Annotated in this window: 12 protein-coding genes; 9 read left to right on the top strand and 3 right to left on the bottom strand. The window is 46.6% G+C overall.

Annotated elements, in window-relative coordinates; genetic code table 11:
- Positions 1–118: 118 nt before the first annotated feature.
- The 6 genes from GMA8713_RS10350 (at position 119) to mepK (ending at position 7,813) form a co-directional block, all read left to right on the top strand.
- Positions 119–1,375 (top strand): imelysin family protein, encoded by a 1,257-nt coding sequence (locus GMA8713_RS10350; protein ID WP_062708923.1) that lies wholly within the window; start codon positions 119–121, stop codon positions 1,373–1,375.
- 83 nt (positions 1,376–1,458) lie between these two features.
- The gene (locus GMA8713_RS10345; RefSeq protein ID WP_062708920.1) at positions 1,459–2,835 is read left to right on the top strand and encodes a di-heme oxidoreductase family protein; all 1,377 of its coding nucleotides are present in this window, start codon (positions 1,459–1,461) and stop codon (positions 2,833–2,835) included.
- Between the two features lie 11 nt (positions 2,836–2,846).
- Positions 2,847–3,860, top strand: coding sequence for an imelysin family protein (locus GMA8713_RS10340; protein ID WP_062708917.1), 1,014 nt, complete (start codon positions 2,847–2,849; stop codon positions 3,858–3,860).
- A 3-nt stretch (positions 3,861–3,863) separates the two neighbouring features.
- Complete coding sequence (locus GMA8713_RS10335) at positions 3,864–4,952, top strand: DUF1513 domain-containing protein (protein ID WP_198159485.1); 1,089 nt, start codon at positions 3,864–3,866, stop codon at positions 4,950–4,952.
- Between the two features lie 101 nt (positions 4,953–5,053).
- Positions 5,054–6,691, top strand: coding sequence for a L,D-transpeptidase family protein (locus GMA8713_RS10330; protein ID WP_062708913.1), 1,638 nt, complete (start codon positions 5,054–5,056; stop codon positions 6,689–6,691).
- A gap of 567 nt (positions 6,692–7,258) precedes the next feature.
- Positions 7,259–7,813 (top strand): peptidoglycan L,D-endopeptidase MepK, encoded by a 555-nt coding sequence (gene mepK / locus GMA8713_RS10325; RefSeq protein WP_062708909.1) that lies wholly within the window; start codon positions 7,259–7,261, stop codon positions 7,811–7,813.
- 57 nt (positions 7,814–7,870) lie between these two features.
- On the opposite strand, the gene olsF is transcribed toward mepK, so the two are convergent.
- Both olsF and GMA8713_RS10315 read right to left on the bottom strand, forming a co-directional pair.
- A complete protein-coding gene (gene olsF / locus GMA8713_RS10320; protein ID WP_062708907.1) occupies positions 7,871–9,607 on the bottom strand; it encodes a bifunctional ornithine lipid synthase OlsF in 1,737 nt (578 codons plus the stop codon).
- Positions 9,608–9,644: 37 nt separating this feature from the next.
- Positions 9,645–10,469, bottom strand: a complete 825-nt coding sequence (locus GMA8713_RS10315) for a UDP-2,3-diacylglucosamine diphosphatase (RefSeq protein ID WP_062708904.1) — start codon at positions 10,467–10,469, stop codon at positions 9,645–9,647.
- 279 nt (positions 10,470–10,748) lie between these two features.
- Between GMA8713_RS10315 and GMA8713_RS10310 the strand changes: the two genes are divergently transcribed.
- Positions 10,749–11,402 (top strand): MBL fold metallo-hydrolase, encoded by a 654-nt coding sequence (locus tag GMA8713_RS10310; RefSeq protein ID WP_062708901.1) that lies wholly within the window; start codon positions 10,749–10,751, stop codon positions 11,400–11,402.
- A gap of 18 nt (positions 11,403–11,420) precedes the next feature.
- Here GMA8713_RS10310 and GMA8713_RS10305 read toward each other — a convergent pair whose 3' ends face one another.
- Positions 11,421–12,110: a DUF2982 domain-containing protein gene (locus GMA8713_RS10305; RefSeq protein ID WP_062708899.1), complete on the bottom strand. Its 690-nt coding sequence runs from the start codon at positions 12,108–12,110 to the stop codon at positions 11,421–11,423.
- A gap of 392 nt (positions 12,111–12,502) precedes the next feature.
- Here GMA8713_RS10305 and GMA8713_RS10300 point away from each other — a divergent pair, with 392 nt between their 5' ends.
- Both GMA8713_RS10300 and GMA8713_RS10295 read left to right on the top strand, forming a co-directional pair.
- The gene (locus GMA8713_RS10300; protein WP_062708896.1) at positions 12,503–12,880 is read left to right on the top strand and encodes a hypothetical protein; all 378 of its coding nucleotides are present in this window, start codon (positions 12,503–12,505) and stop codon (positions 12,878–12,880) included.
- A 355-nt stretch (positions 12,881–13,235) separates the two neighbouring features.
- Entirely contained in the window at positions 13,236–13,637 is a 402-nt protein-coding gene (locus GMA8713_RS10295) for a hypothetical protein (protein WP_062708893.1), read from the top strand.
- Positions 13,638–13,655 lie beyond the last annotated feature (18 nt).

Genomic DNA, 13,655 nt, shown 5'->3' with positions numbered 1-13,655 from the left:
CTTTAGCAATCTAAATGATAAAAACTATCAATATCATTTGAATTTACTATGATGGAAATGTAATAATTGTCGTTGCTTGAAACAATTTGTTACAACCTCACGCATTCAAGGAATGATTATGAAGCGCTCTCCTTTGGCGATTGCCTGTTCTATTTGGGTTCTTTCTACAGTTTCAGCCACCGCGACGGCAGCAACGCCTGACGAAGTGGTTAACCACTACGCGAATTTAGCCCATGCCGTATACAGTGATGCACATCAATCAGCAGTAAAATTGGATTCCGCGATTGAAGTACTCATAGAATCTCCATCTCAAGCCAACCTCGATGCTGCAAAAGCAGCTTGGGTTTCAGCCCGTGTACCTTACCAACAGTCTGAAGTTTTCCGATTTGGCAACGCGATTGTTGATGATTGGGAAGGGCAACTGAATGCGTGGCCGTTGGATGAAGGCTTGATCGACTATGTAGCTACAGATTATCAGTATGAGCTAGGCAATGGTGGTGCCGTCGCGAACATTGTTTCCAACACTAATATTCAAGTTGGCAGCGAGAAGTTGGATGTTAAGGTGATTACCCCCGATCTACTAGCTTCCCTAAACGAACTTGGCGGCTCCGAGGCTAACGTGGCAACAGGCTACCACGCGGTCGAATTTTTACTGTGGGGGCAGGATCTGAATGGCACACAATCTGGCGCTGGTGAACGTCCATATACTGATTTCGCATACGGCGAAGAATGTACCAACAACAATTGTGACCGCCGGCGTGAGTACCTTAAAGCAGCTTCTGATTTGCTCATCGAAGATTTAACTTGGATGGAAAAGCAATGGTCTGCGAACGAGTCAGGCAACTATCGCGAAACTCTTTTGAAAGAAGACACCACAAACGGTCTGCGCAAGATGCTGTTTGGTATGGGCTCTCTTTCACTCGGTGAGTTGGCTGGCGAGCGCATGAAAGTAGCGTTAGAGGCAAACTCGACGGAAGATGAGCATGACTGTTTTTCTGACAACACGCACAACTCTCACTACTACAACGAACAAGGCATCTACAACGTATTAACTGGCACTTATCAGCGTATTGATGGTTCTGAACTGACTGGTCCATCACTGCTGGATATGGTGAAGAAGAACAACGATAAAGCGGCTGCACAAATCAAAGCAGATTTCGATTCCGCCCGCACTGCCGTTTACCAACTCGTAGAATCTGCTGAGAAAGACAATGTGCATTTTGACCAACTGATTGCGTCCGACAATGCCGATGGTAACAAACTGGTGAACAACGCCATTTCGGCACTGGTTCAACAAACCCGCAGCATTGAAACGGTCGCTGCGGAATTAGGGATTTCCAACTTAAACCCTGACAGCGCTGATCATCAGTTCTGAGTTTGATTCTTATGTTTTATTAAGCCTCCCTGGGGTCTAGGCCTTGGGGAGGCTTCTGTCGTTTAGCTGGTTTCAATGTCGTTATGAAATATATTCCACTCACATTTGCTGTTATTGCTTGTTCTGTAAACGCTTCTACTATCAAGTCTGGTGGAGATACGACTACCAACAAGCAAGGTGTCAATGCCTTCTCTCAACCCGCAACTAATCTTCCTATGATTGAGCGAATCGACTTCAGCGTCGGTAACAGCTTTTTCAGAAACCCTTGGGTAAGTGCGCCTGCTTCGACGGATGCAAGGGATGGACTGGGTCCACTGTTTAATACCAATGGTTGCCAGAACTGCCATATCAAAGATGGGCGCGGTCATTTACCCAAACCGGGCGATGACAACGCCGTATCTATGCTTATCCGCCTTAGTATTCCGGCAATGACAGATGCCCAGAAAAAGGCGCTGATCATGTCAGGTAACATTCCTGACCCGGTTTATGGCGGCCAACTCCAGGACTTCGCACTTCCGGGGGAGAAGCCAGAGGGCCGGATTGCCCTGCGTTTCGAGAAGCACAATGAAACGTTCAAAGACGGTTATTCGGTAGAGCTTCGAAAACCTGTCGTAACTATCGAAGCTCTCAGTTACGGAGACATGCACCCTCAGATAGAGAAGTCTGCTCGTGTCGCGCCACCTATGATTGGTCTTGGTTTGCTTGAGTCTGTCACTGAGCAAACGATGAGGGGTATTGCTGAAGCCCAAGTCCAAGAGGGCAAAGGCGTATCAGGGCGTCCGAATGAGGTGTGGGATGTTATGCAGGAAAAAACCGTCGTTGGCCGCTTTGGGTGGAAAGCTGGCCAGCCCACCTTGATGCAGCAAAACGCGGCTGCATTTAATGGCGATCTTGGCTTAACCAGCGCTTTGTTCCCAGCGGAGAACTGCACTTCAGCCCAAACACTCTGTGAACGGCTGCCAAATGGCGGTAACCCTGAAGTAACAGAAAAGGTGCTTAATTTCGTTGAGTTCTATTCCCAGCATCTAGCAGTCCCTATGCGTCGAAATCTCGACGAGCCCAAAGTACAACTTGGGGAAAAGCTCTTCACCGAGGCAGGCTGTGAAAGTTGCCACCGATCAACGCTTCAGACCGGGGAACGCGCTGATAGGCCAGCCTTGAGCAATCAAACCATTCATCCCTATACGGATTTGCTGCTTCATGACATGGGCGAAGGGTTGGCAGACAACCGCGGTGAATTCATTGCTAACGGACTGGAATGGCGAACCGCGCCATTGTGGGGGTTGGGGTACACGGAAGAAGTGAACGGACACACTGAATATCTGCATGATGGACGCGCAAGAAACTTAATGGAAGCGGTTCTGTGGCATGGTGGTGAAGCTGAGAACAGTAAACAGCAAGTGCTTGGGTTTGATAAAAATCAACGTGAAGCGTTAATCGCTTTTCTTGATTCGCTTTAGGAGTGGCAGCCATGTCTGTTAAAGTAAAAATGAAAATATTGACACTTTTCGTGACGGCGTCACTTTTTTCGGGTTGTTTCAGCGAAGCAGCATTGAATGACAAGGAATTGGCCATTTGGGCGCTGCAAAAGCACTCTGCTAACCGCTTTCTCAACGCCTCGCAAGCGTTAAAAAAAAGTGTTAAGGCACTATGTGATGCGCCAACTGAAGAAAAGTTGATGCAGGCGCAGCATTTGTGGTTAGAAGCTATCAAAGCGTGGCAGCCTTTTGTGGGAGGTAACTCCGGTAACGAAGCTGCAATGTCGGTCAGTTGGAATATTCAGTTTTATCCAGATAAGAAAAATACCACTGGTCGTAAGTTGAACCAGCTATTGAAGAAAGAAGCGATTCCAACAGCGGATGAACTCTCAGGGCAAAGTGTTGCTGTTCAGGGGCTAGGGGCAATCGAGTGGTTACTATTTGATGAGGCCGATGTGGCAACAACAGCAACACGCTGTCCGCTGACCGTGTCGGTTGTCAATCGTACTGTACAATCTTCAGAAGCTTTGGTTAGTGCCTGGCAATCTAATCCTTGGAGGGGTGCGAGTGGAAAGCAATTGGAAGCACAAACCCTTCGTGGCTTGACCTCTCAGCTTGACGCGATCTCAAAAACTTTGTCATTGCCTATGGGTAAGCCGGGCTTTCCACAACCCTATCAAGCACAGTCATGGCGTTCAGGTCAATCCAATGAATTACTGAGAGTTGGGTTGGTCTCTTTGCAGAAAAGATATGAATCAACACTTCAACCGCTTTTAGTCGAAAAAGGGCATGTAGAACTTGCTACCCGTCTGGAATCTCACTTCGATATGGCAGTTGAAAGCGTGCCAACTATGCCAGCAATGGGGCCGCTGCTGGCAGACAAATTTGGCTATCAATCGCTGATGGTTGTTGCTAACCACATCAATTACCTGCAAACCGCAATGAGCGATGAGGTAGGGCCAACATTAGGGTTGGTGGTTGGATTCAACTCGACGGATGGAGATTAAGCCGTGAATGTAAGTCAGAAGCGTCGTCGCATGTTGTTGTCTTCTGTGGGGCTGCTTACAGCAGGTGTCATGGCTGGTGGATGGCGCGTATATCAAAGTGAAGCAGAAAGAGCGAAGCCTGCGTTTCTCGGGTGTGCCAAAACAACGGATGGAAATTATGCGGTGACGGCGGTAAATACAAGCGGCGGGGTTTGCTTTCAGACACCATTGCCTGGCCGTGGTCACGGCATTGCAATCAGTAACAACAAACAACTTGCCTATGTGTTTGCCCGGCGCCCTGGTGACTTCATTCAAACCATTGACCTGAAAACAGGAGGCGTGCGCAATATCACTCATCCGCCTTCTGAAAAATTTTATTACGGACATGGTGATGTGCTTGGCAACCAACTCTTTGTGGTGGAAGGAGATATAGCAAGTAGTGAGGGGAGTATTGGTGTTTATCACACCAATCGGGACGGCTCACTAACGCGAATGCGTGAAATTTCCGGCTTTGGTGTCGGTCCCCATGAAATGAAGGTGATTAATGGCAACACGATGGCGGTAGCCGTTGGTGGAATTCGCACTGAAGGCAGGAAGAAACTGAATCTGGATTCGATGCAGCCTTCATTAGTGATGATTGACATCGAATCAGGACTAGTCACTGAGAGATATACCTTAGAAGACCCAAAACTGAGTATTCGTCATCTGGCGACAGGTCCAGAGGGAGTTGTGTTTATCGCGCAGCAATATCAGGGAGATGCCGAGAACATCCTTCCATTATTGGCAATAAAACAACAAGGACGTGACATTTCGCCCTTGAAGGCCAGTAGAGAAGAGTGGACGCGTTTTCAGCAATACATTGGCAGCGTTGCGTGTACAGAATCGCAGATCATTGCGACCTCTCCACGCGGAAATTGTTTTGGAATTTGGGACTTAGCTTCGGGCGTACTCATCGAGATGGGATCACTGGTTGATGCCTCCGGAGCGGCTGCGGCGAAGGATCACTTTGCTCTCAGTGCAGGTAGTGGAAGAGTAGTTATTCAAGATTATAAAAAAAGCACGATCTTTCAATCATCTAATGTGATTTGGGATAATCATTGGATCATGCTTTAGATTGGTACTTTTCTAACCCATTGTTTTCCAATATTCATAAAAATTCCGCCAACGAAAACTGCGCCATTTGCCATACTATGATCTCTAACTGGAGGTAGCGCATGTTTTCTGCTCGTACGCTAATCAAGACACTGTTTGTATGTGTTGCCATGCCTTTGGCGGCTAACGCATTGGAAACAGTAGAATCACCCAAAACTGCTTCTCAAGAAGCAGTGCTCTGGGTGCAGCAGGCGGAGTCAGAGCCCGGTTTAGTCACGTATTCTCAAGACCTTGCTAACATTTATGAGTATTTCTCTTTCGCACCCATCTGGCACGATTACCGAGCGAAAGACGAACTTGAAACCCAAATCAATATCATTTCTCTTGCAGGAATCAGTCAGGATTTCGAATGGCGTGCAGTGATCCTTCGCGAGTTGAGGGCTAGTGCAGATTGGCGAGCCTATGATGTGTTTGCGACAGACAGTTTACTCTCGCTTATCAGCTACACTGAGTCAGTGCTTGAATTTGGTAAGAGCTGGTATTTTGGTACTGATATTGATACAGCTTTGCCTCGCCCAACGCAAACGCAAATCAATAAGCTGACGGTGTCAGCGGGCAGGAATGACCTGTATGACTATGTATTCAATCTCCGTCCTGACACGCAACAATATCGTGAGATGGCGAAAGCCATCGTGGCGCTGCAGGATCAGGAGTCGACTTACTGGCCAAAAGTGCTCCAGACCGGTCTTATTCGCCATGGCGACAAGTTGAAAAATGCTGACAACCTGATTACCAACCTTGAACGTCAGGGAGTTCTGAGCACTTACGATGCTCAGCGCCTGAAAATAGAACGGGTGGGCTTCTATAATGCTGTTTTGGTTGAAGCCGTAAAGCGTTTTCAAGCGCAGCATGGTCTTAAGCGTGATGGCGTGATTGGGAATAAAACACGCCGCTGGCTCAATATGTCGGTAAATACCCGCATCCAGCTCCTTGCCTTAAACATGGAGCGGCTTCGCCTTTGGCCGACGGAGCGTGAGAAAATCATTCTGGTAAACATTCCAAATTATGAAATGGAATTGTGGATGGACAGCCAGCTTATTCTGGACAGCAAAGTCGTCGTAGGTCGCCCAAGCCGAAGAACGCCTCTTTTTGAATCACGTCTTGATTCTGTCGTTTTCAACCCAAGCTGGAATGTGCCTGTGAAAATCATGCGTGAGGACATTCTGCCCAAAGTGCAGCAGGATAACGAGTATCTGGACAAGCACTCCTATACGGTACTGAGCAGTTGGGTAAATGGCTCTGTGATTTCTTCTGAAGAGATTGATTGGGAAGCGGTAAGTCCCAACAGCTTCCCTTACCGTCTTCAGCAGTCACCAGGTAATTTTAATGCGCTGGGTCGATATAAATTCAATACACCAAACGGCAATGCGATTTACCTGCACGATACGCCAGCAAAAGGGCTGTTTAACAAATCGCGCCGAGCTTACAGTTCAGGTTGTATCCGTGTTCAAAAAGCCGAAGTATTGGCGCAAATTCTGTTGAAGCGGTCTGGCCTTAAGTTTGGTGACTACGAATACTACCGACGAATTCCAGAAACCAAATGGGTATCGTTGCGCAAGAAAATCCCAGTACATACCATCTATCAAACTGCTTGGGTGAATGATGAAGGTGAAGTGCAATTTCGTGAGGATGTTTACCACTATGACACGCGTCCAAAGCGTAATTCCTCTTCTTTCTCTTTCACTGCGCAAAACCAGTAGATTTCGCCTTTCAGACTCGATTTGTGGTATGTGTCCTAGGGGCTGTTGATCTTTGGTGATGATTTTTGCAGCAGTTTGTGGGGGTTTTATGCAAGGTAGAGGCTTCGATGTGTAGCTAGCCTACATGAGAAGCCGATAACGCAGCAGAAATTCCCCACAAACGCTGCCCGAAGGGTTCGACTGCGCGTCCCGTACTCTAAGCGTTTTATGCTTTGTTGAGGTGTATTTGCTTAGAATGACTAGGCGGCACACACCTCGCCGCGCCTAAAACGCTTACAGCGAGAACAAAATTTAACCACCAAAGGTCAACAGCCCCTAGTGACTCATACCACAATTACAGACTTTTACATTTCTCTGACAATCTCAAAAACCAACTGAAAATCATCAGGAAACGCTGAATTTTACACCTTTTTGCTCGATTTTGAGACGGATGAGGGTTTGATATACGTTTTCATTATCGATAGATTCCAATTGTTTTTAAGAGTTGCTACAGGAAAAGCGCGACATTCAGCGTAGTTAGCAAGTCTGATTTTGTTTTTAGTACTTTGTGGGAAATAGTTAGTTGTTATGAACGGTTTGGATACCCAACGTCGTCGCCTAGTCTTGGGCGGTGCGGCGTGTTTAGTGGCGGCAGCCTTACCTCAAACGGCGCTCGCTCTGCCGTTGGCAGTCGGAAAACCACGAAATTTGGACATGCTAAGCATTAATACTGGCGAACATGCAGATGTTTGTTATTTCAACGGTAAGCAGTATGTAGATAAAGAATTGGCTGTGTTGAACCAGCTATGCCGTGATCACAGACGCAATGTTTCTACCGATATGGATCCGAAGCTTTATGATCAACTTGCCGCTATCTTCGACTTAGTAGATGCAAGAAACCCGATCACTATGGTGTCGGGCTATCGCTCGCCAGCCACTAATGAAATGCTGCGTAAAAACGGCGGTGGTCAGGCTAAAAAGAGTTACCATATGACAGGGCAAGCCATCGACTTCTTTATTGAAGATGTACCATTGTCGAAGCTACGTAATGCGGCGCTGGAACTAAAAGCAGGTGGAGTGGGTTATTATCCACGCAGTGGCTTTATCCATATTGATACTGGCCCGATCCGGAGCTGGTCATAGTGTCAGATTAAGAAAAAAGGCGCTTCGGCGCCTTTCTACTTCTACTCTTCCTTTTATTTATCCAAATTCGACTTCTTTTATATGTGGATAAATATAGCGGCATCGCTTTTTCTCTTTCAGTTTGTTGATATCGACCATCACCAATCCATCGATGCAGTCGGCAAAGTCAGGGTCGATACTGAAATCAAGAAACTTCACACCACCCGGTTCGCACAGTTCGCTGTATTGCTTGTAGAGCGTTGGAATACTTGTTCCGAGATTATCAAGCAGCATCTTGAGCGTCTTAATATCTTTCTGGTAGTCATCACCACAGAAGTGAGCGAGCAGTTCGTGTTCTTTTTGGCTATCGAGATTGAAAGGACGTTTAGAACGCGCGATAGTCTCGTGAGTGCCAAAGTATGTTCGATAGAAGAAAATTAGCAATTCTTTGGCTGCCTGAGGCAGAGCATTGCTAATCGTGACTGGACCAAACAGATAACGGTAGTGAGGGTGCTTCGCCAGAAATGCGCCTATTCCTAACCAAAGATAATCCAGACTACGTTTACCCCAGTACTTTGGTTGTACAAAGCTTCTGCCAAGCTCCAAACCCTTATCAAGCACATTGGACATGCCATCACCATAGTCGAACAAAGTATGGGTATACACAGCTTTCAGGCCATGCTTTGCAATAACGGCCTGTGTATCACAGAAGCGATAAGCACCGACGATGTCCATGACTTTCGGATCCCAAAGCACCAAATGAAAATAGTGCTGATCGTATTTGTCGATGTCACGACGCTGTCCTGTGCCTTCACCCACCGCGCGAAATGCCACTTCTCTTAATCGGCCAATTTCTCGCATCACATGAGATTCGTCTTTGTAACGATAGAGGTAGATGGCTTTCCCGTCTGGCGTTTCACCTAGTAATTCGCTCTGTTCCAACTCTTTCGCAAGTTTTAGCCGTGGCTCTGGAGATGCTATGGCTGATTCGGTAGGGAACTCTCCGTGCTTACCTTTTACAATGCTGTAGAGGTGCTTTTTGAAGAGCTTGACGCGGGTTTTGGAAGGCAAGTTGGCACTGGCGTGATAACTGGTGAAAGGAATGGCTTCGCCAATGGTGAGATTGATAGTGTTATTCTCCTGCCCAAACATCTCATTAACCAGAAGCAGGGTAGAAAGGGGTTTGTAAACGATGGATGCGCCATAGAAAACGGCGGAATTTCTGCCATCAACGTGAATAGGCAAAATAGGTGCTTTGGCTTTAGTCGCCATTTTCAAGAAGCCGTGGTGCCAGGCGCCGTCTTTCACACCTGTAGGACCTAAACGCGACACTTCACCTGCAGGGAAGATGATAAGTGCACCTTCGTTTTGGAGCCATTCATCGATTTTACGCAGGTTTTCTTTCGGTGTTTTGCCAGACATATTGTTCACTGGCAGCAGGCAGTTGTGCATAGGCTCCAACTGCATCAACAGATTGTTGGCAACGGCTTTGACGTCGGGTCGAATTTCGCGAACCAGCTTTAATAGCGCCAGTCCATCAAGTGAACCAATCGGATGGTTGGCGATAATGACAACTCGGCCAGTCGAAGGAATATGCTCTCGTTCGCGATCGCTGGTGGCATAACTGAAGTGAAAATAGTCCAGTACCTGTTCAACAAACTCGAAGCCTTTTAGATAAGGGTATTTTTCAGCAAAATCCTGGAAAGCTTCTTCATGAAATAAACGGCGGAGTGTAGAGCTGACAGGGCGAGAAATCCAGCGTTTGTCAGCAATATTTGGGTAATTTTGGGCGATTACATCTTCAATGTTAAACATGTCTGTCCTTGTGCCTTTGATATCCTAAATTTGGAAATCATGCGGCTTCAATACATTCTTTTTCTTCGCGCAGTTTGATCATTTCTGGATCAATAAAGGCTTCGGTTTCAGCTAACAATGTGGTTTTTTCTGTCCACCTTATGAGTTGGATTGTTCCGTCATGCTGCTCAATCAGCGCGGTACAGTTTTCAATCCAATCTCCATCATTGAAGTAAAAAGTGCCTTCCAACTGCTTGATGTCGGGATGGTGAATGTGCCCACACACGACGGCATCAGCACCGCGGCGACGCGCGAACTGCACTGCCGCATTTTCGAAGCGCTGAATGGCCACATTCGCAGAGCTCACCTTGGATTTGATGTAAGACGCGAGGGACCAATACTGGAACCCGGCTTTACGACGAATTCTCTCCCACCATCTGTTGAGGAACAGTAGGAAGTCATAACCGATGTAACCCGCAATTTCAGTCAGGCGGTTGTGGCAAACTGCGTTGTCGAATTCGTCCCCATGAACGGCGACAATACGCTTTCCGGTGACGGTTTCGTGTTCGAAGCGGGAGCGCACTTCAATATGCCCAAAATCAAACTTGAGGTAATCACGCACGGCAGCGTCATGGTTTCCGGGTATGTAAATAAGGCGTGTGCCATCATGGGCATGCTTGAGCAGGAGCGAAAGCACCTGACTGTGCGATTCAGGCCAGTGATGGCTTGATTTCATAGAGTAGAAGTCGACGATATCACCAACAAGAACGATAGTTTCTGCGGTATGTCGGTTTAAAAAATCGAGCAGGTATTGCGCTTTACAATCCTTGTTTCCCAAATGTAGATCTGAAATCCACACGGTACGCACTGAGATTTTGTTCATAGGCATCCATCTGATGATAAAAACAAATCAACCTTCGAAGATAAAGTTAATGCGCTTAGATGAAGGGGAGTTGTCAGATGGGTGACATAGTGGTGTCAGACAGTTTTCAAACTGATGACAAAATCAACAATTATTGCTCCAATCCTTTGATCATATTAAATTTCATGAATTTGATGATATGGAATACAACGGCGAAGTTTTAATGGAACGGTTCTCGTTAAAATGAGAACGCGTGCATGGTATGCTTTCGCTGATTTTTGCATTTATACGGATTTTCTTATGTCTTTGAAGTACGAAATCGTTCCTGTAACAGGGTTTCAACAAAACTGTTCCATCATCTGGTGTGATAAAACCAATGAAGCGGCCTTGGTCGATCCTGGTGGTGATGTATCGAAGCTTGTCGCGAAAGTGAATGAGCTTGGCGTGAACGTAGTTAAAGTGCTTCTGACTCACGGCCATTTGGACCATGTCGGCGGTACCGAAGAAATCCGAGATGCCTACAATGTGCCAGTTATTGGCCCTGAAAAGCAGGACGCATTCTGGTTACAGGCACTGCCAGCACAAAGCGAAATGTTTGGTTTTGCGCGTACTGAGGCATTTGACCCTGACCAATGGCTGGAAGACGGTGATGAAGTCACACTGGGTGAAAGCGTTCTGAAAGTGATCCACACGCCAGGCCATACTCCGGGCCATGTTGTGCTCTTCAGTGAAGAAGATCGTATGGCGTGGGTGGGCGATGTGCTGTTCAACGGCAGTATAGGCCGTACAGACTTCCCGAAAGGAGACCATGAGACGCTGATCAGCTCCATCAAAGAGAAACTGTTCCCACTAGGTAACGACATCACGTTTGTGCCTGGCCATGGCCCAACGTCAACTTTTGGTATTGAGCGTCAGCAAAATCCATATGTCGCGGATAACATGCCAATCTGGTAATGGCCGAGTAACAATACCTTATTTTTCTGCGGGTGTTCTGCCTGCAGAAGCCAAGTACTGTCTTGTTAATCCCACAAAATCTTCTAGCGGCCTATCCAATAAGTCTTCACTGACGAACACGTCATAGCCAAGTAACTCCCGAGTATACTTCATCCTGTTTGCCAGCATGGCAACCAGCCCTTTATAGACTCTGCCGCTTTTTGATATGTAAGGCGTATCGTCGAACATCATATCTTCCAGCTTGCTGCTCACAGGCTCTTCTGCGCGTCTGTAAGCGCTGAGCAACAACCCACGTTGTTCCATAATGATATGGCCAGCAAGGCGATAGCTGATGCCTTCAAGGAAAGGTTCGTAATCTTTCAGTTTGACACCAAACCAGGGAAGGGATTGATGCCAGCCTTCCTGGGAAACAGAAGGGACGCCGATTTGATAGATGTTACGCCATTTTAGACTCCAACCACCTTTGGGTGTGTGGTGCTGGATATGCATGTCAGTAAGAGAGAAAGAAATACATTGTTGGTCGATGATATAGCCAATGTAAACACCTAACGAACCCAGTAGGCATAACCCTATGAACGCGGGTACAGGTTTTACCTGAGGGTTGAGCAAAATAGAGGTCACCACCACCATCGCCAGTATTAACACAGCGATGCGGAAGTATTTGCCTACCTGTTGGTGGGGAGGGTAAATCAGCAATCGTCTATTCACTTGGTCTGATACTTTTTATACATTACTAAAATAAAGCCTAGTTCGATCACCAAAGCTTCGTTGCATGACAAACCCAAACAACCTGAATCCTGCACCTTCAGTTTGTTTGGGTATAAATACTATCGGTCGAATTCCAAACAAAATAAAGTGTAGTTTCCGACACTTGGCTCAACTTTCGTTCTCAATCGTTGTTAGTGCTACAAAACGCGGGTGAATTTTGATATAAAACGCGCTTTGTTTTTAACTCTGCTTGATACCGAAGTGGTTATAAAAGGCTAGTTTAGGGAAGTAAAACAACACTTTTGCCTTCCCAAACGGGCTTTTGGAACGAGTATTCGCTTTCGAAGACTGTCGGTAATATTCAATGCAGTACGTCGGAGTAGGACGATTTAATGAAGATCTCTCACAAACGTAAAGTTCAACTTAAGCTTCAGAAACACATTAAAGCAGCAAAATCTGCATCAGCAGTTGTTGCGAAGAAAGAGGCGCCAGTAAGAGCGTTTAAAGCTGAAAAGCCGGTAGTTGAGCAAAAACCTGAAGCACCCGCAAAAGTGGTAGCAGAGGTTTCACTGACCCCTAAACAGCAGCAAGTGCTGGATATCGTCCGTCAGAACGCTGAAGGTATCAATCCTAAAGGTATCGGTCTGGCTGCGGGTCAGGAAGAATCTAAAGCGGCTTCTTGGGCGACAGGTGCGCTGAAGAAACTGGCTGAAGAAGGTGCTGTAGAGCGTATCCAATCTGGGAATAAAGTTCTGTACAAAGCACTTTAATTACGACTAAAGACAATACGTTTAAAGGACCAGCCCAAGGGCTGGTTTTTTTGTAGCCTTTTTTCGGCGTCCTTTAACATGGTGTTAAAGGGCTGTAGAGAAGATTGGTGGATTTTCTGGGCAAGAAAAACTATTCGCCGATCAACCCCAAAGTTCTTGTTTATTTGCGAGATTAACCGCGAAAAACGCATATAGTGGGTGATAAATTAAACATTAACCAAGCAGGCTTTCTGCAACGCATCTGGCTATTCACTTTATTCCTTGCTTGCCAATACTGGAGCCAAAAAGCGAAGGGTTGAACCAGAGAAAGCCGCCTGGAATATCTCTATAATGATAAGAAGCAACGGGATTTGCTATGACGGGATATTTAGACAGTACAGAAAAGCACAATTCGCACGTCGTGAGCTTCGATTACACCCAGTTTCTGTGTGAATCCAGCCGCCAACACTGGACGTTTTTGGAGGCAATAACTTCACAGCTCAGCCGGTTCAGGCGACGTCATGCCGAAAGCTACCAAGGTTTTTTTCCAAGCGAAGCGTTTACGCTTTCAGTGTCACACTCACTATCATCTCTCTACAGCGATGTGTCTAACCTTGTCACGCAAGTGGAAGAAGCTAAAAAACAGCACATTGAAGCTCTGAATGTGTTGCTTCCTTATGCACTGGATGACGTACAGCTTGATAAAATTCGACGGAAAACCGGTGCCATGATCATCCAACATGAAGGTGAGCGGAACTTTCTGCAAGTCAACCTATAAGCCTGGTGGCATTGCTCG

The sequence above is a fragment of the Grimontia marina genome (genome assembly GCF_900060185.1).
GTDB classification, from domain to species: domain Bacteria; phylum Pseudomonadota; class Gammaproteobacteria; order Enterobacterales; family Vibrionaceae; genus Enterovibrio; species Enterovibrio marinus.
This window is presented reverse-complemented; position numbering and strand designations above follow the sequence as displayed.